At 65.9% G+C, this 25,581-nt stretch carries 20 protein-coding genes; 9 read left to right on the top strand and 11 right to left on the bottom strand.

All coding sequences use genetic code 11. The features are described from left to right. Positions 1-11: 11 nt before the first annotated feature. A complete protein-coding gene (locus IB261_RS11775) occupies positions 12-773 on the bottom strand; it encodes a DUF599 domain-containing protein (protein ID WP_045207986.1) in 762 nt (253 codons plus the stop codon). A gap of 264 nt (positions 774-1,037) precedes the next feature. Between IB261_RS11775 and IB261_RS11770 the strand changes: the two genes are divergently transcribed. Together IB261_RS11770 and IB261_RS11765 are read left to right on the top strand one after the other, a co-directional pair. Further along, positions 1,038-2,618, top strand: coding sequence for a bifunctional 3-(3-hydroxy-phenyl)propionate/3-hydroxycinnamic acid hydroxylase (locus IB261_RS11770; protein WP_192383023.1), 1,581 nt, complete (start codon positions 1,038-1,040; stop codon positions 2,616-2,618). Positions 2,619-2,682: 64 nt separating this feature from the next. Continuing rightward, complete coding sequence (locus IB261_RS11765) at positions 2,683-3,330, top strand: TetR/AcrR family transcriptional regulator (RefSeq protein WP_151186685.1); 648 nt, start codon at positions 2,683-2,685, stop codon at positions 3,328-3,330. 7 nt (positions 3,331-3,337) lie between these two features. Here the strand turns inward: IB261_RS11765 and IB261_RS11760 are convergent, their stop codons facing one another. The 5 genes from IB261_RS11760 to IB261_RS11740 are packed head-to-tail and all read right to left on the bottom strand — an operon-like array spanning position 3,338 to position 9,357. Continuing rightward, entirely contained in the window at positions 3,338-4,567 is a 1,230-nt protein-coding gene (locus IB261_RS11760; RefSeq protein WP_192383024.1) for an NADH:flavin oxidoreductase/NADH oxidase family protein, read from the bottom strand. A 34-nt stretch (positions 4,568-4,601) separates the two neighbouring features. Next, positions 4,602-5,675, bottom strand: coding sequence for an amidohydrolase family protein (locus IB261_RS11755; RefSeq protein ID WP_192383025.1), 1,074 nt, complete (start codon positions 5,673-5,675; stop codon positions 4,602-4,604). Between the two features lie 30 nt (positions 5,676-5,705). Next, positions 5,706-6,086, bottom strand: a complete 381-nt coding sequence (locus IB261_RS11750) for a hypothetical protein (RefSeq protein ID WP_192383026.1) — start codon at positions 6,084-6,086, stop codon at positions 5,706-5,708. Positions 6,087-6,088: 2 nt separating this feature from the next. Beyond that, positions 6,089-7,735, bottom strand: a complete 1,647-nt coding sequence (locus tag IB261_RS11745; protein WP_192383027.1) for an FAD-dependent monooxygenase — start codon at positions 7,733-7,735, stop codon at positions 6,089-6,091. Beyond that, a complete protein-coding gene (locus IB261_RS11740) occupies positions 7,732-9,357 on the bottom strand; it encodes a bifunctional 3-(3-hydroxy-phenyl)propionate/3-hydroxycinnamic acid hydroxylase (protein WP_192383028.1) in 1,626 nt (541 codons plus the stop codon). Before IB261_RS11740 ends, IB261_RS11745 begins: the two co-directional genes overlap by 4 nt. Before the next feature lie 263 nt (positions 9,358-9,620). Here IB261_RS11740 and IB261_RS11735 point away from each other — a divergent pair, with 263 nt between their 5' ends. From IB261_RS11735 to IB261_RS11705, 7 genes are all read left to right on the top strand, one after another. Beyond that, positions 9,621-10,235, top strand: coding sequence for a TetR/AcrR family transcriptional regulator (locus tag IB261_RS11735; RefSeq protein WP_081516709.1), 615 nt, complete (start codon positions 9,621-9,623; stop codon positions 10,233-10,235). A 79-nt stretch (positions 10,236-10,314) separates the two neighbouring features. After that, positions 10,315-11,406 (top strand): VOC family protein, encoded by a 1,092-nt coding sequence (locus IB261_RS11730; protein WP_192383029.1) that lies wholly within the window; start codon positions 10,315-10,317, stop codon positions 11,404-11,406. 75 nt (positions 11,407-11,481) lie between these two features. Then, positions 11,482-12,435 carry a fumarylacetoacetate hydrolase family protein gene (locus IB261_RS11725; protein ID WP_192383030.1) on the top strand — a complete coding sequence of 318 codons (954 nt, stop codon included), beginning with the start codon at positions 11,482-11,484 and terminating at the stop codon, positions 12,433-12,435. Then, the gene (locus tag IB261_RS11720) at positions 12,435-14,336 is read left to right on the top strand and encodes an acyl-CoA synthetase (protein ID WP_151186677.1); all 1,902 of its coding nucleotides are present in this window, start codon (positions 12,435-12,437) and stop codon (positions 14,334-14,336) included. The genes IB261_RS11725 and IB261_RS11720 overlap by 1 nt, the downstream gene beginning before the upstream one ends. Positions 14,337-14,395: 59 nt before the next feature. Beyond that, entirely contained in the window at positions 14,396-15,412 is a 1,017-nt protein-coding gene (locus IB261_RS11715; protein ID WP_151186676.1) for an MBL fold metallo-hydrolase, read from the top strand. A gap of 114 nt (positions 15,413-15,526) precedes the next feature. Then, a complete protein-coding gene (locus IB261_RS11710; RefSeq protein ID WP_192383031.1) occupies positions 15,527-17,377 on the top strand; it encodes a DUF1302 domain-containing protein in 1,851 nt (616 codons plus the stop codon). 14 nt (positions 17,378-17,391) lie between these two features. Then, the gene (locus IB261_RS11705; RefSeq protein WP_151186674.1) at positions 17,392-18,747 is read left to right on the top strand and encodes a DUF1329 domain-containing protein; all 1,356 of its coding nucleotides are present in this window, start codon (positions 17,392-17,394) and stop codon (positions 18,745-18,747) included. Positions 18,748-18,823: 76 nt separating this feature from the next. On the opposite strand, the gene brnQ is transcribed toward IB261_RS11705, so the two are convergent. From brnQ to odhB, 5 genes are all read right to left on the bottom strand, one after another. Beyond that, complete coding sequence (gene brnQ / locus IB261_RS11700; RefSeq protein ID WP_081516702.1) at positions 18,824-20,137, bottom strand: branched-chain amino acid transport system II carrier protein; 1,314 nt, start codon at positions 20,135-20,137, stop codon at positions 18,824-18,826. A gap of 482 nt (positions 20,138-20,619) precedes the next feature. Then, positions 20,620-21,501, bottom strand: coding sequence for a succinate--CoA ligase subunit alpha (gene sucD / locus IB261_RS11695; RefSeq protein ID WP_038803160.1), 882 nt, complete (start codon positions 21,499-21,501; stop codon positions 20,620-20,622). Further along, positions 21,501-22,667, bottom strand: coding sequence for an ADP-forming succinate--CoA ligase subunit beta (gene sucC, locus IB261_RS11690; protein ID WP_015477516.1), 1,167 nt, complete (start codon positions 22,665-22,667; stop codon positions 21,501-21,503). Before sucC ends, sucD begins: the two co-directional genes overlap by 1 nt. Positions 22,668-22,827: 160 nt before the next feature. Next, positions 22,828-24,264, bottom strand: a complete 1,437-nt coding sequence (lpdA, locus tag IB261_RS11685; RefSeq protein ID WP_081516701.1) for a dihydrolipoyl dehydrogenase — start codon at positions 24,262-24,264, stop codon at positions 22,828-22,830. Between the two features lie 81 nt (positions 24,265-24,345). Beyond that, a complete protein-coding gene (gene odhB, locus IB261_RS11680) occupies positions 24,346-25,578 on the bottom strand; it encodes a 2-oxoglutarate dehydrogenase complex dihydrolipoyllysine-residue succinyltransferase (protein WP_138525723.1) in 1,233 nt (410 codons plus the stop codon). Positions 25,579-25,581 lie beyond the last annotated feature (3 nt).

Below are 25,581 nucleotides of genomic sequence, written 5' to 3'. Positions count from 1 at the left end.
TCGTTTGCCGGTCAACCGCTGGGGGGAATGTCATTGTCCCGTGGCGCGTCGCCCTGCAGCGTCGGCGTGTAAACCATCACGTGGAGCACGCTGGAGTGGAATTCGCGCTGGTACAGCACGCCCACCACGCCCGCCGTCACCAGCATGAAGATCCACGGGTTGATGAACCAGGCGAGCATGGCCAGGGCAAAGTAATAGGTCCGCAGCCCCTGGTTGAACTGGTGCGCCGCCAGCGATACCACGCGCGCCGCCCGCTCGGCGAAGGACTTGCGCTCCAGCTCGCCGACGTTGCGCTCCCCCACCATGGGCGCGGAGCCGATCAGCACCGCCGCGAAGTTGTACTGGCGCATGCACCAGCTGAAGGTGAAGAAGGCGTAGACGAACACCACCGCCAGGCACAGCAGCTTCAACTCCGACAGGCCACGGGTTGGCGCCGTGACAAAGGGCAGGTCGGCCAGCACGGAGATCGTGCGCTCGGCGGAGCCCAGCAGGGTAAGGATGCCGGCCAGGATGATCAGGGTGCTGGAGGCGAAGAACGAGGCGTTGCGCTCCAGGTTGCCGATCACGCTGGCGTCCGCCACACGGTTGTCACGCAGCAGCACGCGGCGCATCCAGTCCTGGCGGTAGAGGTGCAGCACGCTGGCCAGGCACGCGGTGTCGCGGGCCTTGGTCTTGGCATAGCGGGTGTAGCCGATCCAGCAGAAGAGGAACCAGAGGATGGCGAGCAGGTTCCAGAAATACTGGATGTCGAACAGGTCGACGACGTCGGTCATGGATTTCCTTGCGATTCGAGACGGGATGAAGTCAGTACGCAGCCGATAGACGCCAGATCCTACCCTCAAGACACGATTTCCGCTTCCCAGGGCAACGCCCTCTTCCGCTGCGCCCCGCCATCGACATTGCCTGTCCAGGGACCCGATCAGATCGGAAGAATTTCTGAATAAAAAGCCAATATTGACGTACTCGTCATTTTTGTTAGATTCCGCCTCACCCGGATCAGCAAGAATCCGGGCCCACTTCTGGCTGCGGATCTCCCAATGCATAACAACAATGAGCTCCTTCCCGAATCGGTCGATGTCCTGGTGATCGGCAATGGCCCGGTCGGCGCGACGCTGGCTGCCCTGCTCGGCCGCTATGGCGTGGACGCCCTGGTGATCGACAAGGCCCATGACATCCTGCCCATGCCGCGCGCCATCGCCCTGGACAACGAAGCGCTGCGCATCCTCCAGCTCGCCGGGCTGGGGGAAGACGCGTTCGAAACCGTGGTCATCCCCCAGGTGAAGATGCACTGCCCCATCGTCGGCCAGTTCGGCCAGGCCAACACCAGCGGCCGCATCGACGGCCACCACAAACTGGTGACCTTCTACCAACCGGACCTCGAACAGGCGATGCGCCGACAGGCCCGGCACTACGAGAATCTGCGCTGCCGGGGAGGCCTGGAATTGCAGGAGTTCACCCAGAACGACTGCGGCGTCAGCGCCACCCTGCTTGACGGAGCCGGCGTGCAGCACCATGTACGTTGCCGCTATTTGGTCGGCGCGGACGGCGCAAGCTCGCGGGTACGCGGGTTGATCGGCCAGGAATTCAACGGCCAGAGCTATTCCGAGGACTGGCTGATCGTCGATGCCGGCTCACGCCAGGGAAAGGCCATCGACCACGTCGAATTCCTCTGCGACCACCGCCGGCCGACACCGCACATGCCCGCCCCCGGCGGCCGCGAGCGCTGGGAGTTCATGCTCCGCCCCGGCGAAACCCGCGACGAAATGGAAGACCAGGAGCGCATCCGCAGCCTGCTGGCGCCCTGGATCGAGCCGCAGCACCTGACCATCGAGCGCCAGGCGGTCTATCGCTTCCACGCCCGCTGCTGCGAACGCTTCCAGCAGGGTCGGGTTTTCCTCGTCGGCGATGCCGCGCACATCACTCCACCCTTCGTCGGCCAGGGGCTGGTGGCCGGCTTGCGCGACGTGGCCAACCTGGCCTGGAAGCTCTCCTGGGTACTCCAGGAACGCGCCTCGCCGCGGATACTCGACAGCTACGATCAGGAGCGCCAGCCCCACGCGCGGGAGATGATCGACCTGGCCAAGCTCATGGGTCGCCTGGTCATGCCCGGCAATGCCCTGGCCGCCGCCCTGATCCACGGCCTGATGAAGACACTGCGGCTGATCCCGGCGGCGCGGCGGCACTTCGAGGAGCTGGACATCAAGCCCAAGCACCGCTTCCGCCGCGGCCTGTTCGTGCGCAGCCCGCGGCAGGCGCGACCGGTCAGCGGCGGGCTGTTCCCCCAGGGCTGGGTGCGCAACGCCGGACGCATCTGCCTGAGTGACCAGTTGCTGGGCGATCGCCTGCAACTGGTCGGCCTGGGCACCGACCCGCGCCAGTGGCTCGACGCTGCGCAACAGCAGCAATGGCTGGAACTGGGAGGCAGCTTCCTGCAGATCGTCCATGCCCGCGACGATAGCCGCGTGGATCTTGCCGAAACCCTCGACGGATCACTGCTCGCGCCCTGGCCTGATCCGGCGCTGGTGGTGGTGCGCCCGGACCGCATCATCATGCATCAGGGCCGGCCCGAGCAGGCCGCCGAGTTGCTGCGCCATTGCCAGGCGCTGCTGCGGGCATGAGCGGGTACCGGTTGGCCATGGGCATCCCGTATCATCGCCGCAGCCCCGCAGACGAATGATCGCCATGACCGACCGCCAGCCCCGCGAAGACCACAGCGAACCCCTCACCCGCGGCCACAAGAAGCGCGCCCGCACCCGCCAGGGACTGCTCGATGCGGCGCTGCGGGTGTTCGCCCGGCAGGACATCGCGGCCACGGTGTTCCAGGACCTGGCCGCCGAGGCACAGGTCTCCACCGGCACCATCTACAACTACTTCAAGACCCGCGAGGAGCTGGCCGAGGCCGTGGGCATCTCGCTGGCCGGCGACTTCTCCGAGACCATCACCCAGCTCAGCGCCGGCATTTCCAGCGGTGCCCGACGGCTGGCCATCGGCGTGCGCATGTTCGTCCTGCACGCACAGGCCGACCCGCAATGGGCCAGCGCGCTGTTGCGGGTGATCCATTACGACCAGGCCATGCATTCGACGCTGGCCGGGCATGTTCGCGACGACCTGCGCGGCGGGCAGGCCGAAGGCGTCTTCAACTACGAGAACGAAGATGTCGCCCTGGACCTGGTGCTTGCCTGCGCCACCGGAGCCATCCGCGCCAGCCTCGAGGGCCGGGCGCCGGAGGGTCAGGACATCCTGCTCAGCGAGATGGTCCTGCGCGCTCTCGGCGCCACTCCCGCCAGGGCGGCGAAGCTAGCCGCCCTGCCCTTGCCGCAGGGCGACTGAACGCGACTCAGGCCTGAGCGACCCAGAGCCGGTAGCGACGCGACAGCTTGCGCAGCTTCAGCTGGTTGCCGATCAGCGCCAGCAGTGGCGAGGTGCGCGGATTGGTCGGGCGGCCCTGGCTGAGCAGCGTCAGTTGCTTCTTCACCACCGACTGGGTCGCCACGGCGGCGAAGGCCTTGTTCTTCCACGCCACGACTATCGGTTCGACCTGTGCGCCCTCGCCGGCCTGCCAGCGCCGTGGCAGCGTGGGATCGACTGCCAGGGCCGTGGCCATCCCCACCATCGCCACCGGGCCCTGCAGGGCGCGTTCGGCGACCTCGCGCCTGCGAATGCCACCGGTGACCATCAGCGGCATGCGTGCCGTCGCGGCGATACGCTCGGCGAACTCGAGGAAGTAGGCCTCCCGCGCCAGTGTGCTGCCGTCGCGAGTCTGCCCCTGCATCGCCGGGCTTTCGTAGCTGCCGCCGGACAGCTCGACCAGGTCCACGCCGCGCTCGTTGAGCAGACGCACCACGGCCTCGGCGTCCCGCGCCTCGAAACCGCCGCGCTGGAAATCGGCGGAGTTGAGCTTCACCGCCACGCAGAATTCCGGAGCCACCCGCTCGCGGATCGCCTCCACCGTGCGCAACAGGATACGCGCGCGGTTCTCCAGGCTACCGCCCCAGTCGTCCTTGCGCTGATTGCTCAGCGGAGAGAGGAACTGGCTGAACAGGTAGCCATGCGCGGCATGTACCTGCACGCCAGTGAACCCGGCGCTCTCGGCCAGCAGAGCGGTGTTCAGGTAGCGCTGGATCAGCCCGTCGATTTCCGCGCCGGACAAGGCACGCGGCTGCGCGAAGACGCCCTTCAAACCGGGAATGTCCACGGCGATAGCCGATGGCCCGAGGGCTTGCTGGCCAAGGTCGGCCATCAGTTGGCGGCCCGGATGGTTGACCTGCATCCAGGCCTGCGCGCCCTGGCTGCGACAGACCTCGGCCCAGCGTCTGAAGCGCGGCAGCAGACGGTCGTCCTCCAGCACCACGCCGGCCGGGCCGGTCAGCGCGCGGCGGTCGACCATCACGTTGCCGGTGATGATCAGCCCGGCCCCGCCTTCGGCCCACCGCTGGTAAAGGCGCAGCAGCGTTTCGCCAGGCGCGTGGTCGGCATCGGCGAGGTTTTCTTCCATCGCCGCCTTGGCGATGCGATTGCGGATCACCTGCCCGTTGGGCAGGCGCAACGGTTCGAACAGGGTGCTCATGGGATCGCTTCTCCGTTAATCACTGGGACCTGGCTCAACGGCTGCGCACCCGCTCGACGTAGGCGCCCAGCGGACGGGTGAGACTGCGCTTGATCCGGCTGGCGAACGACTCGCCGCTGTAGATCGGCGCCGCCACCACCTGCTCGCGGGCATCGCGGTACTGCGGGAACAGGCTCAGCGCGTGCCCCCGGTTGATCCCGTAGCGCTGCGCACCCGACCACAGGGTGTTCTGCTCCAGGGTCTGGCAGGTCAGGGTGGTGACCGGCGCCGGCGCGAAGGGGAAGTCGCTGCCGAAGAGAATCTGCGAGGGCTCCACCAGCTCCTTGAGCGCCGCCATGGAGTAACGCGACGGCGACAGCGCGGTGTCGAAGTAGAAGCGCTTGAGGTAGGTCATCACCCCCTGCGGGGCCTTGTCCTGGAACTGCGGCAGGGCATTGGCAAGGGACACGCGCCAGGCCACGTAGGGCAGGAAGCCGCCGCCGTGTGCGAGGATCCAGCGGATGCGCGGGTACTTCTCCAGGGTGCCGGTGAGGATCAGGTTCACTGCCGCACGGGTGGTGTCGCAGAGGAACTCGACGAGGAAACCCGGCGCGGCTATGCCCAGCTTCTCGCTGCTTTCGTGCATGTTCGGGTGGACGAAGACGATGGCCGCGCGGCGGTCCAGTTCGGCCATCAGCTCGTCGAAACGCTCGTCGCCAAGGAACACCCCATCGGTGCTGCCCAGCAGCACCACGCCTTCGGCCTTCAGCTCGTCCAGTGCGCGGATGGCCTCGCGACAGGCGGCTTCGGTGAAGGGAGTGGGCAGCACGGCGAAGTTGCCGAAGCGCCCCGGATGATCGGCCCGCATCTGCGCGGCGAAGTCGTTGCAGCGCATCGCCAGCTCGCGGGCCTGCTCCACTCCTCCGCCGAAATGCACGCCCGGCGCCGACAGCGAGGTAATGGCGGTCTGGATGCCGTTGAGGTCCATCACCTCGATGGACTTCTGCGGCGACCATTTCGGCAGCGGCGCGCCGGCGACCATGTCCAGGCCGTTTTTCGCCATGACCTCGACGAAGGCCGGCGGGATGATGTGATGGTGCACGTCGATTCGACCTTGTTGGATCGTCATTCTTGTTGTCCTTGTGTGATCCGTGAGGGGCTAGGCAGCCCGGGCGATCTTCATGGCTTCGTTGAACCACAGGGCCACCGCGAAGCGCCCCTGCAACTGGCACTGCCCGCCTTCGACGGCGCGCAGCATGTCGGTCTCGTCGCGGCTGAGCATCACCCGCAGCGCGTCCGCGCTGCGTTGCCAGTGCTGGATGAAGTCCGGCCTGCGGTGCTCGCCACGGTGCAGGCTGAGCACCCCGCCGCGCAGTTGGAAATAACCGCCGACGCCATCACCGGTGCGAATCTGCAGCACGAACGAGTCCTCGTGGAGCAGCTCGCGCAGGCGCGCCGAGCGGCGTTCGGCCCGGCGCAGCAGCGGGATGGACGCCAGCAGGAGCAGGCGCAGTTTCAGCGAATCGATGAACAGGCTCATGGTCAGCGGGCTCCGCGCAGACGGTTGAACAGCGAATAGCAATCGACCGGCAGGCTGTCGCCACGCCAGCACACATGCTGGTCCGGGCGTACCAGCACGAAGCGCCGTTCGTACAGGCTGGCCAGGTACTTCTCGTGAATCGGCAGAACGCTCAGCGGCACGCGGCATTCCTCGGCGGCCTCCTGCAGCGGTGCGCAACTCTCGGCGTCCACATCGAAGGCCAGCAGGGTATAGCCGCCCAGGGCCAACTGGTCGAAGACCGCCATGCCATCCTCGCGGAACGCGCTGGGCAGGCGCGCGCCGGACCAGGTGGTGGGGGTGTAGCGAATCTCCTCGTAGGCCGGCTCACTCGCGGTGTCTGCTTCGATCGCCGGAGAGCCGTGATAGCGATAGCCGATCTCCACGCCCAGCGACTCGTAGAGCCGCGACACCTTGCGTTCGAACTCGCGCCCGGCAGCCTCTCGCGCCGCCTCACCGGCCGGCCCCTGGGCGAGTAGCGCGTCGTCGCGGCGCATCTGCGCCTCGAAGGTCGCTGCCGCGCATTTCTTCACGTGGTCGCGGTTGCGCCGGGCAACGGGCAGGCGCTCCGCCTCGTAGCTCTCCAGCAGGCGCGGGCCACCCCAGCCGGCCAGGCAGGCCGCGAGCTTCCACGCCAGGTTGTGCGCCTCGGCCACGCCGGTGTTCATCCCCAGTCCGCCGGTGGGCATGAACTGGTGGGTAGCGTCGCCGGCAATGAATACACGCTGCCGGCCGAACGAACGGGCTACCAGGAACTGCGGGCGCCACGGGCCGGACTGGACGATCTCATAGCGCAGCCGGGTGCCGAGGGCAGCGTCCACCACGCTCTCCAGCGACTCGCCGGGGCGCGGCGCAAAGGGCCGGTGCAGCACGTAGTCGTTGCGGCTGGCATCCGGCGATACCAGCAGCCCGGCAAAACCCGGCCGGGTCAGCCAGGTGTGCCAGTAAGGCTGGTTGTTCGGAAACAATCCAGCGATCTCGTCGGAGCGCAGGTGGATGATGAACAGCTCGCCGACCAGGTCGCGGGTGCCGTCGTAATCGATGTTGAGGAAGTTGCGCACGCGGCTGTTGGGGCCGTCGCAGCCGATCAGGTACTGGGCGAAGAACTGCTGCGCCTCGCCGCTATCCACTTCGTGGGCCATCGCCACCACGCCGGTAGAGCCCTGCTCGAAGCCGTACAGGCGCCAGCCCATGCGCAGCTCGATGTTCGGGTCAGCTTGCACCTCGGCCATCAGCACCGGCTCCAGGTGCATCTGCGCGATTCGCTGCATCGACTCCAGCGGCAGGCTGCCGTCGCGGCAGGCGCGGATGGCCTGTTCGGCCTGGCTGACCGGCTGGTAAATGAGGTGACGGTCCGCCATCACGCTGTAGAACGGCCCGTTGGCCGACGCCGCCATTGCCGAGTACTGGTTGGCGTCGACCGGGTTGCCGGCCGCGCGGATGCGCTCGGCCAGGCCCAACTGGCGGAAGATTTCCATCGAGCGGCAGTTCACCACGTCCAGCTTGGGATGCGTGGTGGTCTCCCGGCGATCGTTGAGCAGCACCGAGCGAATGCCCAGGCGGCTGAGGTTGAGCGCCAGGGTCAGGCCGACCGGACCGGCGCCGCTGATGAGAACGGGCGTGTCGATCATGCCGCCACTCCTTGGGGTTGGTTGCTGTGCCGGACCAGTGCCAGACCGGCGAGGAAGCGCTCGGCGACACGACCCAACTGGTCGGCACGGCCGGCGTCGAAGACGTAGCGGTCGGGGCGGATCAGCACGAAGTCCATGTCGGCTTCGTCGAACCAGTCCTGCAGCGCGCCGGTGGGGTCGCCCAGCACCGGGCTGGTCGGGTCTTCGGCGAACTCCAGCAGGCGCAGCTCCACCTGTTGCGCCAGCCGCTCCAGCAGGGCGCGCTGGGTGTCCAGGCAACCTCGCCGGGCGAGCAAGGCGAAGCCGTGGCCGAGCGCCTCGTCGAGCAGCACCCGCTCGCCCTCCTCCTCCCGCAACACCTTCGGCTGCAGCGCGAGGTGGCCCGACAGCCGATGCCCCCAGCCGCAGAAGCCGGCAGCCAGCGGCTTCTTGCGGTTGGCGCGCTCGTTGAACGCCTTGTTGGCGAACGGCAGCATGCCGGCGATGCGGAACAGCAGCCAGTCGCGCAGGAAGGCCACGCCGCGGTGGCGGGTCTGGATGACGTTGCCGAGGAACATCGCGCCGTTGATGATTTCGCGCACGTGGGCCGAGCGCTCGGCCTCGTAGTCGTCGAACAGTTTCTCCTGCGCGGCCCCGCGCAGCACCATGTCCAGCCGCCAGCACAGGCTGCTGGCATCGCGCACGCCCGAGCACATGCCCTGGCCGAGGAACGGCGGCATCTGGTGAGCCGAGTCGCCAGCCAGGATGATCCGGCCGTTGCGCCAGTCGTTGGCCCACAGGCCGTGGAACTTGTAGTAGGCGATGCGGGTGATCTCGATCTTGTCGAGGTCGACGAAGTCGCGCAGCTGCTGGCGCACCAGGTAGGGATCAGTGGCCTCGCGCTCGGACTTGCCGCCGGTGACCATGAACTGCCATTCGTAGTACGGGCCGGCCATCGGCACGTAAGTCACCGGCTGCGCCGGGTTGCACACCTGCGAGTGGTTGGCCGGCAGCAACGCATCCTTCTCGCCGGAGCGCGTCTTGGTATCGACGACCACCCAGGCCTCGTCGAAATCCGCTGACTCCAGGCGCAGCCCGGCCTCGCGGCGGACGAAGCTCTTGCCGCCATCGCAGCCGATCAGGTAGCGGCCCTGGAACACCCGCTCGCTGCCGTCGCGCTGTACGGCGGTGGCGCGCACGCCTTCGGCATCCTGCTCGACGCCGGTGACTCGGCAGCCATACACCGGAGTGACGTTGGGGTAGCGCTTGAGCCCGTCGTGGAAATGCCGTTCCAGGGTCGGCTGGTGGAACCACCAGGCGCCGGGATGGCCGTAGCGGCGGTCCTGGCTGCCGATGCGCGAGCGGGTCACCGGCTTGCGACCGGGGCGCAGGATGATTTCCATGTCGGTGAACGACTCGCTGGTGCGGCCGATGTCGTCGGCCAGGCCAGCGGACTGGAAGATGCGCATGATCTCGTCGTCGAAGTGCACGGCACGCGGGGCATAGTAAAGGTCCTCGTCGCGCTCCAGGCCGATCACCGACCAGCCATAGCGGCCCAGCAGGTTGGCCAGTACCGCCCCGGTGGGGCCGAGGCCGACGATGATCACGTCACAAGTTGTCGTTGTTGTTGTGGACTGTTGCATTGCTTGCTCCAGGGGAAGACATCGCCGAATCATTTTGAACACTAGTGTTCAATTTAGTCAACTGGAGATCAATTTTGATTCGAATTGCCTAACCAAACCCGCCGGCCAGAGCCTTTCCAGAGCACCGCCGCGGTACTGGAAAGGTCCGGAAGTCGGAAGAAACCGAGGAGAAAGCAGGAAAAATGACGACCAATGGACCCTGTTGACTTATTTTGAACGCAAGTGTTCAATCGCTCCAAGCTTGACCTTGGAGCCATTTCTTCATGGAAACCCTCAACCCCGTACAACGCCGCATCCATCAGGCCGCCCTGCGCCTGTTCGCCGAGAAGGGCGCCAGCCAGGTGAACATCAGCGATCTGGCGCAGGAGGCCGGTGTGGCCCGGGGCACCATCTACAACAACCTGCAGTCGATCGACGACCTCTTCCAGCACGTGGCCAGCCACCTGGCGGCGGAGATGCACCAGCGCGTGGTGAAGAGCTTCGGCGAGACCTCGGACCCGGCCCTGCGCCTGGCCAACGGCATGCGCTTCTTCGTCCGCCGGGCCCACGAGGAACCGCACTGGGGCGCCTTCATCAGCCGCTTCTCGATGAGCGAGGAATCGCTGCGCGGCATGTGGTTCGGGCCACCCACCGCCGACCTGCTCAGCGGGCTCGCCAACGGCCGCTACAGCTTCCGCCAGGAGCAGCTGCCGTCGGTGATCTCGATGATTGCCGGGTCCGTGCTCAGCTCCATCTTTCTGGTCCTGGAGGGCCACCGCACGTGGCGCCAGGCTGGCAGCGATGCCGCAGAACTAACCCTGCGCGCGCTCGGCGTGGCGCCGGAGGAAGCACACAGCCTGTCCACCGGTGAGCTGCCGGTGCTACCGCCAGCGGACTGATCCAGCCGAACCTGCCAACGCTCCTTTTCAGGGGCGATGGCGAAGCCTTGCCTGACGAAAGCCACGGAGAACAACAAACATGAGCCGTCAGCACTCCTCTACTTCCCTGGCAACGCCGCAGCCGGCGCGCCATCCGCAGCCGACGGTGAAGGCCCGCGCGCTGGCGCACCTGATCTTCGAGCGCCCGGACCTGGAGCAGGCCGAACGCTTTCTTGGCGACTTCGGCCTGACCCTGGCGCGCCGCGATGCCGACTGTCTCTATCTGCGCGGCACCGGCCCGGCGCCCTACTGCTATCGGGTGCAACAGGCGGCACAGGCGCGCTTCGTCGGCTTCGGCCTGGTCGTGGAATCGCGCGAGGACCTGCAACGGCTGGCACGCCTGCCGGGCGCCTCGCCGATCCAGAAGCTCAGTACTCCCGGTGGCGGCGAGTCCGTCAGCCTGAACGACCCTTCCGGCTTCGTCGTCGAGGCGATCCACGGCCAGCAGCCGGCCAGCCAACTGGCGCACCGGGCGGCCCTGCCGCTGAACCAGGTCGACGACGCACCGCGGATCAACGCCACCCAGCGCCCGCCCGTGGCGCCGCCGGACATCATCAAGCTCGGCCACGTGGTGCTCGAAGTGGCCGACTACCAGGCCACCGCCGGCTGGTACACCGAGCATTTCGGCCTGATTCCCAGCGACGTGCAGGTGCTGCCCGATGGCTCCCCGGCGGTAGCCTTCCTGCGCCTGGACCTGGGCGACACACCCGCCGACCACCACACCCTGGCACTGGCCCAGGGCTTCATGGCGGCCTACAGCCACAGCGCCTACGAAGTAGTGGATGCCGACGCCGTCGGCATGGGTCAGCGGGTGCTGCGCGAACGCGGCTGGAAGCATGCCTGGGGTATCGGCCGGCACATCCTCGGCAGCCAGATCTTCGATTACTGGCAGGACCCCTGGGGCGACAAGCACGAGCACTACTGCGACGGCGACCTGTTCACCGCCGAGCGTCCCACCGGACTGCACGGCGTCAGCCCCGAAGCCATGTCGCAGTGGGGCCAGCGCATGCCCAAGAGCTTCACCAAGCCGGCGATGAACCTGCAGAAGCTGCGCATCCTGCTGCACAACCTGCGGCACAGCCCGGACCTGACGCTGCGCAAGCTGATCACCCTGGCGCGGATGTTCGGCTAGCCCCGCGGCACAACAAACAGCACAACAACAATCGCCGCCCCGACGCGGCCCACAGCAGTACCAGGAGTCGCCCCCATGCCCGTGCACCTTGTCCGCTTCGAACACCAGAACGAAACCCGCTGGGGCGTGCTGCGCCAGGGACGCATCAGCCCCCTGCCCGACCGCTACGTCAGCACCGGCGAGCTGATCCGTCAGATGCAGATCGAGGAATTGAGTGAGCTGCGCGGCGACGAACTGGCGCTGGATGCGGTGAAGCTGCTATCGCCGATCACCCGCGACCAGCAGTTCGTCTGCCAGGGCGCCAACTACCGCCAGCACATGATCGAGTCGGGCATGGACCCTGACGCCAAGCACTTCAACATGATCTTCACCAAGGCGCAGAGCTGCATCGTCGCTGCCGACAGCGACCTGATCAAACCGCGCCAGGTGCGCTTCCTCGACTACGAGATCGAACTGGGCCTGGTGCTGCGCCGCGAGATCACTGGCAAGGTCGCGGTGAGCGACGCCAACCTGCACGAGTTCATCGCTGGCGTGGTCATCGTCAATGACTACTCGGCGCGGGATATCCAGATCCCGCAGATGCAGTTCTACAAGGGCAAGAGCTTCCGCACCTTCGGCCCGGTCGGCCCGTACCTGTGCCTGCTGCAGAAGAACGACATGCGTTACCTGAAGGATCTGCAGCTGCGCCTGACGGTCAACGGCGAAGTGCGCCAGAGCGACAGCACCGCCAACCTCGTGCACGGCCCGGCGGAGACTCTGAGTGAGCTGTCCGGCGTGCAGGACTTCGCCGCCGGCGACCTGATCGCCACCGGCACGCCGGCCGGTTGCGCACTGTCGGTCCCCTCGCCAGCCAAGCAGCGCATCGCCGCGCTGCTACCCGAGCACATCAAGTGGAAAGCCTTCCTCAAGACGCAGGCGGGGCGTAGCCAGTACCTCAAGGCCGGCGATCTGGTCGAAGCCAGCATCCGTAGCGCCGACGGCGTGATCGACCTGGGCGTGCAGCGCAACCGTGTGGTGGAGCAAGCCTGATGGCCGTGCAGACCCTCGCCGACATCCAGGCACTGGAGAGCGTACCGCTGTCCCGTCGCGAACTGCCCGCCAGCACCTATGAGGCCCTGCGTCGCTGCACCGCGCAGCACGGCCAGGCAACGGCGCTGAGCTTCTTCCTCGAAGCAAAGGATTTCCGCCGTACCCACGACTGGACCTACGCCGAGCTGTTCGCCGACATCACCCGCGCCGCCAACGCCTTCCATCGGCTTGGCGTCGGGCCGAAGGACGTGGTCGCCTTCCTCCTGCCGAACCTGCCGGAGACCCATTTCGTCATTTGGGGCGGCGAGGCCGCAGGCATCGTCCTGGCGATCAACCCGCTGCTGGAAGCCGCGCAGATCGGCGACCTGCTGCGTGCCGCCAATGCTCGGCTGGTAGTGACCCTGGCGCCGACACCCGGCAGCGACCTGTGGCCCAAACTGGCCAGCCAACTCGACAGCTTGCCCGGGGTGCGCGATGTGCTCTGGGTGAGCATGGCGCCCTACGTCGGCAGCGTGGCGTCTCTCGCGCTGCGCTGGATGGCCCGGCGCGAACGCGCTCGCCACCCGCGCCTGCGCATCCACGACCTGCGCCGCCTGATGCGCCGCGAGAATGGCAAGCAGCTCAGCAGCGGCCGGGTGATCCGCGCGGAGGAGCCCTCTTCCTATTTCTGCACCGGAGGCACCACCGGTCTGCCGAAGATCGCCAAGCGCAGCCACGGCTCGGAAGTCTTCAACGCCTGGGCCATGGCCGCCAACATGCAGCCACGCCAGAGCGGCCAGGTAATCTTCTGCGGGCTGCCGCTGTTCCACGTCAACGGCCAGCTGGTGACCGGGCTGATGCCCTGGACCCATGGCGACCGGGTAATCATCGGCACGCCCCAGGGCTATCGCGGCGAGGGGGTGATTCCGGCGTTCTGGGCGATGGTCCAGCACTTTGGCATCAACTTCTTCTCCGGCGTGCCAACCGTCTATTCGGCACTCCTGCAACAACCGGTCGCCAACCATGACCTGTCCAGCCTGCAGTACGCGCTGTGCGGCGCCGCGCCTATGCCGGTGGAACTGTTCCGCGAGTTCGAGCGCGTGGTAGGCGTGCGTATCCTCGAAGGCTACGGCCTGACCGAAGGCGCCTGCGTCTCGTCGAGCAACCCGCCCGACGGCGAGCGCCCGATCGGCTCCATCGGGCTGCGCCTGGCCTACCAGGGCATGCGTGCGGTGATCCTCGATGACCACGGCGACTATCTGCGCGACGCCGAAGCCGACGAAGTCGGGGTGATCGCCATCCACGGCCCGAACGTCTTCCTCGGCTACCTCGACGACAGCCACAACAAGGGCCTGTGGATCGACATCGGCGGACAGCGCTGGCTGAACACCGGCGACCTCGGGCGACAGGACGCCCAGGGCTACTTCTGGCTCACCGGGCGCAAGAAGGAACTGATCATCCGCGGTGGCCACAACATCGACCCGAAGCAGATCGAGGAGGCACTGCAGGCGCACCCGGCAGTTGCTCTGGTAGCCGCGGTGGGCAGCCCCGATCCGCATGCCGGCGAGATTCCCGTGGCCTACGTGCAGCTCGCCGCCGGCCAGCGTACCGACAGCGCCGCGCTGCTGGACTTCGCCAACCAGCGGATCAGCGAACGCGCCGCGGTGCCCAAGCGCATCGAGATTCTCGACGCCCTGCCGGTCACGCCGGTGGGCAAGATTTTCAAGCCCGCATTGCAGCAACGCGAGATCGCTCGGGTGATCCACCAGGAAGCGGACAACCAGGGTCTGGCCGGCATCGCCGTGGAGGTGGTGCAGGACGCCCGTCGCGGGCTGGTGGCGCAGGTTCGCGCCGGCACCGGACGCGATGAACTGGCCCGCGCGCTGGGCCGCTACAGCTTCGCGGTGGACTGGCACGGCTGAGACCAATCGCACCACCGCCTCGCTCGCACCCGAAACAACAATAAAACGAAGGAAGTGCCATGCGCCCCCGACTGCCCCGAGCCCTTGCTCTGCTGCTCGTCCTCGCCCTGCCCGGCTGCGAACGCATCCAGCACGCGGCCCTGGATACGATGGTCAAGGACCACACCGACCAGTCCCTGATCCAGGGCGGCAACGCCATCCGCGTCATCCTCTGCGGCACCGGCACGCCGCAGGTCAACGCTACCCGTGGCCAGGCCTGCACCCTGGTGGCTGCCGGCGGTCGACTGTTCCTCTTCGATGCCGGCGAAAACGCCATGCGCAACCTGGAGACCAATCACGTGCCGGTGCAGGCGCTGAACCAGGTGTTCATCACCCACTGGCATTCCGACCATTTCAATGGCCTCGGCGCGCTGATCAACCACAGCTGGATCTACGGCCGGCAGACGCCCTTCCTGGTCTACGGCCCGCCCGGCGTCGAGCAGGTCGTCGAAGGTCTGGCCATGGCCTACGCCCAGGACGCCGGTTACCGCAGCGCCCACGCCCTGCCGCCGACCAACCAGCAGCTGGCGTTCGCCGAGCCGCGCCGGGTGGAGATCGTCGAGGGGCTGGAGTCGGTGCGTGTCTATGACCAAGGCGGGGTGACCATCGACGCCTACCGTGTCGATCACCACCCGGTGGAACCGGCCTACGGCTACGTACTGCACTACCAGGGCAAGAAGCTGTTCATCAGCGGCGACACCCGCGTCAGCGAGCGCTATCTCCAGGCCATGCGCGATGCCGACCTGGTGGTGCACGAGGCGATCAACGCCCATCTGGTCCGCGAAGGCGCCGCCGCGCTGGAACGCACCGGGCAGCCGGATCGCGGCGCGCAGGCCGTGCGCGTGCTCGACTACCACGCCGACACCCTGGAGCTGGCGCGCATGGCCCAGCGTGCCGGGGTGCGCCACCTGCTGCTTACCCACCTGATTCCCGCCCCGGACAACTTCCTCGCCCGACGCATGTTCGTCAGCGGCATGGCCGATGAGTATTCGGGTGAGATCACGCTCGGGGAGGACGCCCTCGACCTGAGCCTCTAGCGCCTCCACCTCACCACCTTCATCAACTGGCCCGCAGACCGCGGGCCAGCGGGGAGCCGCTGCGCCCGAAAAAGGGCCGGCAGACGACAGAACAACAACAAGAGGTCGTTTCAGATGAACCGCAGATCACCCGCCTTGCACAAGCTTGCGCTACCCGCCGCCATCGGCCTGGCCCTCTTCGGTAACGGCGCGCAAGCCTACACCTTCTCCCTTGGCGAGATCGAAGGGCAGTTCGACTCCAGCCTGTCAGTCGGCGCCAGCTGGGCCATGCGCAACGCCGACGCCGCACTGCTGCACAGCCACAGCTCGGATGACGGCAAGCGCAACTTCCGCGAGGGCGACACCTTCTCCAAGGTGTTCAAGGGCATCCACGACCTGGAGCTCAAATACGGCGACTCCGGCGCCTTCCTCCGCGGCAAGTACTGGTACGACTTCAAGCTCAAGGACGAGCACCTGCACTTCAAGGACATCGATGACAACGGCCGCGAGGAAGGCGCCAAGGCGTCGGGCGCCGAGTTCCTCGATGCCTTCCTCTACCACAACTACAGCATCGGCGACCTGCCCGGCACCGTGCGCCTGGGCAAGCAGGTGGTGAGCTGGGGCGAGAGCACCTTCATCCAGGGCGGCATCAACGCCATCAACCCGATCGACGTCGCCGCCTTCCGCCGGCCCGGCTCGGAGATCAAGGAAGGCCTGATCCCGGTGAACATGTTCTACGTCTCGCAGAACTTCAGCGAGCACCTGTCCGCCGAGGCCTTCTACCAGTTGCAGTGGCAGAAGACGGTGATCGACAACTGCGGCACCTTCTTCTCCACCACCGACGTGATGGCCGACGGCTGCAACGGTCTCGCCGCCGGCCCGGTAATCAATCAGAACCCGCTGGCGGTACAGGCCCTGGCGCCGGCCGGAATCAACCTGACCGACGAAGGCATCGTCATCCCTCGCGGCAAGGACAACGAAGCGCGCGACGACGGCCAGTGGGGCGCGGCGCTGCGCTGGTTCGCCCCGGAACTGGACAGCGAATTCGCCGGCTACTTCATCAACTACCACAGCCGCCAGCCCTACCTCAGCCTGCGCAGCGGCCCGCACGCCGCCGACCTGGGCTTCGCCCCGCAACTGTGTGGCAACCTCGGCATTCCCGACGCGCTCTGCGGCGCGGTGATCGGCAGCAGCGCCGGCCAGCAACTGACCCAGGCCTATCGGCTGGGCAGCGCGCAGTACTTCGCCGACTACCCCGAGGACATCCAGCTCTACGGGCTGAGCTTCAGCACCAGCCTGCCCACCGGCACCACCCTGGCCGGCGAGATCAGCTACCGGCCGAACATGCCGGTGCAGATCAACCCGGTCGACCTGGTCACCTCGACCCTGGGCATACCGGCGCTCACACCGGTCTACGGCGATGCGCCGGCACCGGCCAACGACGCGGTCCTCAAGGGTTACCGGCGCAAGGAAGTGACCCAGGCGCAGGTCACCGCCACGCACTTCTTCGACCAGGTGATGGGCGCCGACCGCCTGACCCTGATCGGCGAGATCGGCGTCACCCACGTCGGCGGCCTGGGCGGCGACGACGAGCTGCGCTACGGCCGCAGCCCGGTGTTCGGCCAGGGCGCGTTGTACCCCGACAACAGCCTGTGCACCGGCAACAGCGTCACGCCGCAGTACTGCAACGACTCCGGCTTCGTCACCAGCACCGCCTGGGGCTACCAGACGCGGGCGATCTGGGAATACGCCGACCTCATCGACGGCGCCACGGTGCGACCCAACCTGGCCTGGTCCCACGACGTCCACGGCTACGCCCCGGAGCCGGGCTTCAACCAGGGCGCGCGGGCGATCAGCATCGGCGTCGATGGCACCTACCTCAACACCTACAACATGAGCCTTTCCTACACCAACTTCTTCGGCGGTAAGTACAACGTGAATACCGACCGGGACTTCCTTGCCCTGAGCTTTGGCGTGTCGTTCTAAGCGGAGAAAAACCGATGAACAAGAAACTTGCGTGCGCTTCACTGCTGTTCCTGGCCCTGCCCTTCAACCTCCAGGCTGCCGTTCCCGAAACGGAAGCGGCGAAACTGGGCAACACCCTCACGCCCCTGGGTGCGGAGCGCGCCGGCAATGCCGACGGCAGCATTCCCGCCTGGGACGGCGGCCTGCCAGCCAACGCAGGCAGTCGCGGCGCTGACGGCCGCCTGAGCGACCCCTTCGCCGCGGAAAAACCGCTGTTCACCATCACCGCGAAGAATATGGCGCAGTACGCGGCGAACCTCACGCCGGGCCAGCAGGCGATGCTGCAGCGCTACCCGGATTACCACCTCAACGTCTATCCCGCGCATCGCTCGGCGACCTACCCGGCAGCGGTACTGCAAGCTGTGTCCGCGAATGCGCGCCATGCCAGCCTGGTCGAGGGCGGCAATGGCCTGAAGGACTTCCAGACGGCGATTCCCTTCCCCATTCCGCAGAGCGGCGTCGAGGCGTTGTGGAACCACATCACCCGCTACCGCGGCGGCAGCGCCCAGCGTCTGCACGTGCAGGCGACGCCCACCGCCAGCGGCACCTACACGCCCACCTACTTCCAGCAGCAGTTCAGCTATCGCGACCAGCTCACCGATTACAGCCCGGACAAGGACAACAACGTCCTCTTCTACTACAAGCAGTTGGTCACCGCGCCGGCGCGCCTGGCGGGCGATGTGGTGCTGGTCCACGAAACCCTCGACCAGGTCCGCGAGCCACGCATGGCCTGGGTCTACAACGCTGGCCAGCGCCGCGTGCGCCGCGCCCCGCAGATCGCCTACGACGGCCCCTACCCGGCCTCCGATGGCCTGCGTGTCGCGGACAACCTGGACATGTTCAACGGCGCGCCGGACCGCTATGACTGGAAGCTGGTGGGCAAGAAGGAAATCTATGTGCCCTACAACAGCTTCGCCCTGGACTCCACCACCCACCGCTATGACGACCTGGTCAAACCCGGCCACCTCAACCAGGACCTGGTGCGCTACGAGAAACACCGCGTCTGGCAGGTCGAAGGCACCCTGCGCGCCGGCGAGCGACACATCTATGCACGCCGCGTGCTGTTCCTCGACGAGGACACCTGGCAGGCCGTGCTCGCCGACCACTACGACGGCCGCGGCACCCTCTGGCGCGTGGGCGAGAGCTTCATGACACCGCTGTACGACAAGCAGATTCCCTGGCTGGGCGTGGAGGCCATCTATGACCTCATCAATGGTCGCTACCTGGTGTCCGGCCTGACCAACCAGGAGAAGTCCCAGGTGGAGTTCGGCTTCAAGGCCAGCAGCGTCGACTACACCCCGACGGCGCTGAGGAACCAGGGCATCCGCTGACCTTCAGCGAACGGGATAAATCGACCTGCATGAAAAAGGCCGCCTTGTGGGCGGCCTTTTCGTGGATGGCAGGATATCAGGCCATCGCTTCCTGAGGTTTGCCCAGCAGGCGATCAATCACCACCATCACGGCCAGCATCACGACCGAAGGGATCAGCCAGGCGAGGCCCTGTTCGGCCAGCGGCAGGTGTTCCATCCACGCCGGCATCCAGGCGTCGAGCTTGGCGCCCTTCAGGGCATCGATGAGGCCGAAGACGAAGGAGATCACCATTACCGGGGCGACGATGCGGGTCTGCGAACGCCACAGGCTGGCGCAGAAGCTCAGCGCCACCAGCACGATGCACGGAGGGTAGATGGCGGTCAGCACCGGGATCGAGAACTGGATGAGCTTGGTCAGGCCCAGGTTCGATACCAGCAGCGAGAAGCCGGCGAGGATGACCACCAAGCTGCGGTACGACAGCGGCAGGATGCGGCAGAAGTACTCGGCGCAGGCGCAGGTCAGGCCAACGGCGGTGACCAGGCAGGCCAGCGCGATGAGCACGGCGAGGAAGGTGCTGCCCAGCGAGCCGAAGGTGTGCTGTACATAGGCGTGCAGGACGGCAGCGCCGTTGGCGGCACCGGCGGCGATGTCGTGGCTGCCCGAGCCCAGGCGGAACAGGCTGATGTATACCAGCGCCAGGCCGACCCCGGCGATCAGGCCGGCGATGATGGCGTAGCGGGTGATCAGCCGCGGCGAGTCGACGCCACGGGAGCGGATCGCGTTGACGATGACGATGCCGAAGACCAGCGCGCCGAGGGTGTCCATGGTCAGGTAGCCATTGACGAAGCCCTGGGAGAACGCCGCGGCCTGGTAGGCCGGTTCAGCGACGCCGATGGGACCAGCCGGCAGCATGAAGGCGGCGATGCCCAGGGCGGCCAGGGCAATGATCTTCAGCGGCGCGAGGAAGCGGCCGACGGTATCGAGCAGCTTGCCCGGATACAGCGAGATCACCAGTACCACCGCGAAGTACACCAGGCTGTAGAGGAACAGCGGCAGCGCGCCCTCCCCGGTCAGCGGCGCCAGGCCGACTTCGAAGGACACGGTGGCGGTACGCGGGGTGGCGAACAGCGGCCCGACCGACAGGTAGCAGACAGCCGCCAGCAACCCGCCGGCGACCTTGCCGATGGGGTGGCTCAGGGTGTCCATCGCCCCACCGACCTTGGCCAGCGCGACGACGGTGATCACCGGCAGGCCGACTGCGGTGATCAGGAAGCCCAGCGCGGCCATCCACACATGCGGCCCCGACTGCAGGCCCACGATCGGCGGGAAGATGATGTTGCCCGCGCCGACGAACAGCGCGAAGGTCATAAAACCAAGTGCCAGGACGTCCTGGCCTTTCAAGACTTTCATGAAGGGAAATACCACAGTGCTGAAACGGTTTCGTGGTCTCCCAAGGCACGCACACCATACAGACGTGACAAAGCCGCATCGAACGGAATTGGCCGACTCACGCTGGGCGAGCCTGGGCATCCTGTGATGCTGCTGTCATCGGTACGGTGATTTGTTCTTGGAAGTCCGATAGCAGAGGTTTTCCATGGGCTCGTGGCCCGGTTGCTCCTGCATTCTGGTTATCCCGACATCCTTGCCGGTCAGGAATCGCCGTCGCTTCCGGGTAGGAATTGACGGTGAGCGAGCCTTCCCTTGTGGGGAACGCGACGCTTCATATAGTTGCTAGCCTAACGATCTATTCCGATGAACTGCACTGACATACGTCAGATCGTCCGCGCAATGATCGGCGATGTCGCCTGAACGACACTTTGTAGACGCCGCCATAACGACAGAGGCCACCCGAAGGTGGCCTCTGTTGACAGGCGGTTAAGTAAGCGAGGGGCTTACTTGACCGGCCAGCCGGTCAGCTCGGCCAGGGCCTTGCCGATGTCAGCCAGCGAACGCACGGTTTTCACGCCAGCGTCCTGCAGGGCGGCGAACTTCTCGTCCGCAGTGCCCTTGCCGCCGGAGATGATGGCGCCAGCGTGGCCCATGCGCTTGCCGGGCGGTGCGGTTACACCAGCGATGTAGGACACCACCGGCTTGGTCACGTTGGCCTTGATGTAGGCAGCCGCTTCTTCTTCGGCCGAACCACCGATTTCGCCGATCATGACGATGGCTTCGGTTTTCGGGTCTTCCTGGAACAGCTTCAGGATGTCGATGAAGTTGGAGCCCGGGATCGGGTCACCACCGATGCCCACGCAGGTGGACTGGCCGAAGCCGGCGTCGGTGGTCTGCTTCACGGCTTCGTAGGTCAGGGTGCCGGAACGCGACACGATGCCTACCTTGCCCGGCAGGTGGATGTGACCCGGCATGATGCCGATCTTGCACTCGCCGGGAGTGATCACGCCCGGGCAGTTCGGGCCGATCAGGCGTACGCCCAGCTCGTCGCACTTGACCTTGGCTTCCAGCATGTCGATGGTCGGAATGCCTTCGGTGATGCAGACGATCAGCTTGATGCCGCCGAAGGCCGCTTCCAGGATCGAGTCCTTGCAGAACGGAGCCGGAACGTAGATGACCGAAGCGTCAGCGCCGGTAGCTTCCACGGCTTCCTTGACGGTGTTGAACACCGGCAGGCCCAGGTGGGTGGTGCCGCCCTTGCCGGGGGTCACGCCGCCAACCATCTTGGTGCCGTAGGCGATGGCTTGTTCGGAGTGGAAGGTACCCTGCGAGCCGGTGAAGCCCTGGCAGATGACTTTGGTGTCTTTATTGATCAGGACGCTCATTACTTACCCTCCGCGGCCTTGACGACTTGCTGGGCAGCGTCGGTCAGGCTGGTCGCCGCGATGATGTTCAGACCGCTTTCGGCCAGGACCTTGGCGCCGAGGTCGGCGTTGTTGCCTTCCAGACGAACGACAACCGGGATTTTCACGCCGACTTCTTTCACGGCGCCGATGATGCCTTCGGCAATCATGTCGCAGCGAACGATGCCGCCGAAGATGTTCACCAGAACGGCAGCGACGTTGCTGTCGGACAGGATGATCTTGAACGCTTCGGTCACGCGCTCTTTGGTGGCACCGCCGCCAACGTCGAGGAAGTTGGCCGGCTTGCCGCCGTGCAGGTTGACGATGTCCATGGTACCCATGGCCAGGCCAGCGCCGTTGACCATGCAACCGATGTTGCCTTCCAGCGCGACGTAGTTCAGTTCCCACTTCTGCGCATGGGCTTCACGAGCGTCGTCCTGGGACGGGTCGTGCATGGCGCGCAGCTTGGGCTGACGGTACATGGCGTTGGAGTCGATGTTGATCTTGGCGTCCAGGCAGTGCAGGTTGCCGTCTTTCTTGATCACCAGCGGGTTCACTTCCAGCAGCGCCAGGTCGTAGTCCTGGAACAGCTTGGCCAGGCCCACGAAGATGTGGGTGAACTGCTTGATCTGGTCGCCCTTCAGGCCCAGCTGGAAGGCCAGCTCACGACCCTGGTAAGGCTGCGCGCCAACCAGCGGATCGATGGTCGCCTTGAGGATCTTCTCAGGGGTTTCGTGCGCAACTTTCTCGATGTCCACGCCACCTTCGGTGGAGGCCATGAAGACGATGCGACGGCTGGAACGGTCGACAACGGCGCCGAGGTACAGCTCCTTGTCGATGTCGGTGCAGGATTCCACCAGGATCTTGCTGACCGGCTGGCCATTGGCGTCAGTCTGGTAAGTCACCAGACGCTTGCCCAGCCAGTTGGCGGCGAACGCCTTGGCGTCCTCTTTGCTCTTGACCAGCTTCACACCGCCCGCTTTACCGCGGCCACCGGCGTGTACCTGGGCCTTAACGACCCACTCGGTACCACCGATCTTTTCACAGGCTTCTGCGGCCTCTTCGGGTGTGTCGACGGCGAAGCCCTTGGATACGGGCAGGCCGTACTCAGCGAACAGCTGCTTACCCTGATATTCGTGGAGATTCATGCTTGTCTACCGTTTTCGTCTTGGGTATTGCGCATTCGGCGCGGCGCTCGTGGCACCACGCCACCTGTGACCGAGTCCCCCTCGGGGGAGAAACGATCCGGCGGGATGGACGGCAGCCCCTCGCAAAAGACTGCCGCCCTCCCCGCCGTGGTCCCGTTCCTTAGCGCTTCTTGCGGTTGGCGATGTGGATGGCGTGGCCATTCACTGCCAGGGCCGCTTCATGCAGCGCTTCGGACAGAGTCGGGTGGGAGAAGACCATCATGCCCAGGTCTTCGGCACTGGTGCCGAATTCCATGCCGATCGCGCCCTGCTGAACCAGCTCGGCGGCGCTCGGGCCGATCACGTGGACGCCCAGTACGCGGTCGGTCTTGGCATCGGCGATGACCTTGACCAGACCGCCGGTGTCGTTGGCAGCCATGGCGCGGCCGCTGGCGGCGAACGGGAAGGTACCGACGTTGACTTCGACGCCTTCACCCTTGAGCTGCTGCTCGGTCTTGCCGACCCATGCGATTTCCGGGTGGGTGTAGATCACCGACGGAATCAGGTCGTAGTTCATCTGGGCCTTGTGGCCGGCGATGCGCTCGGCAACCATCACGCCCTCTTCCGAGGCCTTGTGCGCCAGCATGGCGCCGCGGACCACGTCACCGATGGCGTAGACGCCCGGAACGCTGGTCTTGCACTGGTCGTCGACGAAGATGAAGCCACGCTCGTCCAGGGTCACGCCGCTGTCGGCAGCCAGCAGATCGGTGGTCACCGGGCGACGGCCCACGGCCACGATCAGCTTGTCGAAGACTTCCTTCTGCTCGCCGTTGGCGTCGGTGAAGGTCACGGTGACCTGCTTCTTCTTCACATCCGAACCGGTGACGCGCGCGCCCAGGCGGATGTTCAGACCTTGCTTGGTCAGGGTCTTCAGGGCTTCCTTGGCGATCTGCTCGTCGGCAGCCGGAAGGAATTTGTCCAGGGCTTCCAGGACGGTGACTTCAGCGCCCAGGCGAGCCCAGACCGAACCCAGTTCCAGGCCGATGACGCCAGCGCCGATCACGCCGAGCTTCTTCGGTACGCTCTGGAATTCCAGGGCGCCGGTGGAGTCGACGATGATGTCTTCGGTCAGCGGGGCCGGCGGGATTTCGACCGGCTTGGAGCCCGAAGCGATGATGATGTTGTCGGCTTCCAGAACCTGGGTCTTGCCATCCAGGCCGGTCACTTCGACCTGCTTGTTGGCCAGGACCTTGCCGTGGCCTTCGAAGGAGGTCACGCCGTTGGCCTTGAACAGGGTGGCGATGCCGCCGGTCAGGTTCTTCACGATGTTGGCCTTGCGACCAATCATCGCCGGAACGTCCATCTTCACTTCGCCAGTGGAGATACCGTGAACGTCGAAGCTCTCTTTGGCTTCCTTGTACTTCCAGGAGCTGTCCAGCAGCGCCTTGGACGGAATGCAGCCTACGTTCAGGCAGGTACCGCCGAGAGCGACCTTGCCCTCTTTACCGATGTACTTCTCGATGCAAGCGGTCTTCAGGCCGAGTTGGGCGGCACGGATGGCGGCTACGTAACCGCCGGGGCCGGCACCAATCACAACCACGTCGAATTTCTGGCTCATGTCTCAATCCTTATTCCGGTGAAGCGGACGGCCCCTTGCGGGGCCGTCGTGTAGTACGGGGCCGTCGTGTGAACTGACGTATCAGACGTCGAGCAGCAGGCGAGCCGGATCTTCCAGCAGATCCTTCATGGTGACCAGGAAGCTTACCGCTTCCTTGCCATCGATCATGCGGTGATCGTAGGACAGCGCCAGGTACATCATCGGCAGGATCACTACCTGGCCATTAACGGCCATCGGGCGTTCCTGGATCTTGTGCATGCCGAGGATGGCGGTCTGCGGCGGGTTGACGATCGGAGTCGACAGAAGGGAACCGAATACGCCACCGTTGGAAATGGTGAAAGTACCACCGGTCATGTCTTCGATGGACAGCTTGCCGTCTTTGGCTTTCTTGCCGAAGGTGGCGATGCCGTTCTCGATCTCGGCCAGGCTCATGAACTCGGCGTTGCGCAGAACCGGTACGACCAGACCGCGGTCGCTGGAAACTGCCACACCGATGTCCTGGTAGCCGTGGTAGACGATGTCGTTGCCGTCGATCGAGGCGTTGACGCCCGGGAAGCGCTTCAGGGCTTCGGTGGCGGCCTTGACGAAGAAGGACATGAAGCCCAGGCGAACGCCGTTGTGCTTCTTCTCGAACAGGTCCTTGTACTTGTTGCGCAGGTCCATGATCGGCTTCATGTTGACTTCGTTGAAGGTAGTCAGCATGGCCATGGAGGACTGGGCTTCGACCAGACGCTCGGCAACCTTGGCGCGCAGGCGGGTCATCGGCACGCGCTTCTCGACGCGGTCGCCAGCGGCGAACACGGGAGCAGCGGCAGCGGCCGGAGCAGCTGCCTTGGCGGCCGGAGCGGCAGCCGGGGCATTCTTCTTGGCTTCAACGGCGGCTACGACGTCTTCCTTGGTCACGCGACCGCCCTTACCGGTGCCGGCCAGGCTGTTCGGGTCGATGCCGTTCTCTTCGGCCAGCTTGCGGGCAGCCGGCGAGAGGATGTTGTCGTCGCCGGCAGCGGCGGCCGGGGCAGCAGCAGCCGGTGCGGCAGCCGGAGCCGAGGCAGCAGCCGGAGCGGCAGCGGCAGCACCGCCTTCGCTCAGCTTGCCCAGCAGTTCGTTGGAAAGAACGGTGTCGCCTTCGTTCTTGACGATCTCAGCCAGGACGCCGTCGGCCTCGGCCAGTACTTCGATCACGACCTTGTCGGTCTCGATGTCGACGATCAGCTCGTCACGCTTGACGGCTTCACCGACCTTCTTGTGCCAGGTTGCGACGGTGCCGTCGGCAACCGATTCCGGGAAGGTTGGGGCTTTGATTTCGATAGCCATTAT

This window comes from Pseudomonas sp. PDM20 (assembly GCF_014852575.3).
Lineage (GTDB): Bacteria > Pseudomonadota > Gammaproteobacteria > Pseudomonadales > Pseudomonadaceae > Pseudomonas.
Note: the sequence above shows the minus strand (reverse complement) of the source record. Positions and strands in the feature narration are given on the sequence as shown.

What these genes read in the sequence shown, in the direction of transcription:
- IB261_RS11775 (WP_045207986.1), bottom strand. Translation starts at nt 773, where the DNA reads ATGACCGACGTCGTCGACCTGTTCGACATCCAGTATTTCTGGAACCTG.
- IB261_RS11770 (WP_192383023.1), top strand. Translation starts at nt 1,038, where the DNA reads ATGCATAACAACAATGAGCTCCTTCCCGAATCGGTCGATGTCCTGGTG.
- IB261_RS11765 (WP_151186685.1), top strand. Translation starts at nt 2,683, where the DNA reads ATGACCGACCGCCAGCCCCGCGAAGACCACAGCGAACCCCTCACCCGC.
- IB261_RS11760 (WP_192383024.1), bottom strand. Translation starts at nt 4,567, where the DNA reads ATGAGCACCCTGTTCGAACCGTTGCGCCTGCCCAACGGGCAGGTGATC.
- IB261_RS11755 (WP_192383025.1), bottom strand. Translation starts at nt 5,675, where the DNA reads ATGACGATCCAACAAGGTCGAATCGACGTGCACCATCACATCATCCCG.
- IB261_RS11750 (WP_192383026.1), bottom strand. Translation starts at nt 6,086, where the DNA reads ATGAGCCTGTTCATCGATTCGCTGAAACTGCGCCTGCTCCTGCTGGCG.
- IB261_RS11745 (WP_192383027.1), bottom strand. Translation starts at nt 7,735, where the DNA reads ATGATCGACACGCCCGTTCTCATCAGCGGCGCCGGTCCGGTCGGCCTG.
- IB261_RS11740 (WP_192383028.1), bottom strand. Translation starts at nt 9,357, where the DNA reads ATGCAACAGTCCACAACAACAACGACAACTTGTGACGTGATCATCGTC.
- IB261_RS11735 (WP_081516709.1), top strand. Translation starts at nt 9,621, where the DNA reads ATGGAAACCCTCAACCCCGTACAACGCCGCATCCATCAGGCCGCCCTG.
- IB261_RS11730 (WP_192383029.1), top strand. Translation starts at nt 10,315, where the DNA reads ATGAGCCGTCAGCACTCCTCTACTTCCCTGGCAACGCCGCAGCCGGCG.
- IB261_RS11725 (WP_192383030.1), top strand. Translation starts at nt 11,482, where the DNA reads ATGCCCGTGCACCTTGTCCGCTTCGAACACCAGAACGAAACCCGCTGG.
- IB261_RS11720 (WP_151186677.1), top strand. Translation starts at nt 12,435, where the DNA reads ATGGCCGTGCAGACCCTCGCCGACATCCAGGCACTGGAGAGCGTACCG.
- IB261_RS11715 (WP_151186676.1), top strand. Translation starts at nt 14,396, where the DNA reads ATGCGCCCCCGACTGCCCCGAGCCCTTGCTCTGCTGCTCGTCCTCGCC.
- IB261_RS11710 (WP_192383031.1), top strand. Translation starts at nt 15,527, where the DNA reads ATGAACCGCAGATCACCCGCCTTGCACAAGCTTGCGCTACCCGCCGCC.
- IB261_RS11705 (WP_151186674.1), top strand. Translation starts at nt 17,392, where the DNA reads ATGAACAAGAAACTTGCGTGCGCTTCACTGCTGTTCCTGGCCCTGCCC.
- brnQ (WP_081516702.1), bottom strand. Translation starts at nt 20,137, where the DNA reads ATGAAAGTCTTGAAAGGCCAGGACGTCCTGGCACTTGGTTTTATGACC.
- sucD (WP_038803160.1), bottom strand. Translation starts at nt 21,501, where the DNA reads ATGAGCGTCCTGATCAATAAAGACACCAAAGTCATCTGCCAGGGCTTC.
- sucC (WP_015477516.1), bottom strand. Translation starts at nt 22,667, where the DNA reads ATGAATCTCCACGAATATCAGGGTAAGCAGCTGTTCGCTGAGTACGGC.
- lpdA (WP_081516701.1), bottom strand. Translation starts at nt 24,264, where the DNA reads ATGAGCCAGAAATTCGACGTGGTTGTGATTGGTGCCGGCCCCGGCGGT.
- odhB (WP_138525723.1), bottom strand. Translation starts at nt 25,578, where the DNA reads ATGGCTATCGAAATCAAAGCCCCAACCTTCCCGGAATCGGTTGCCGAC.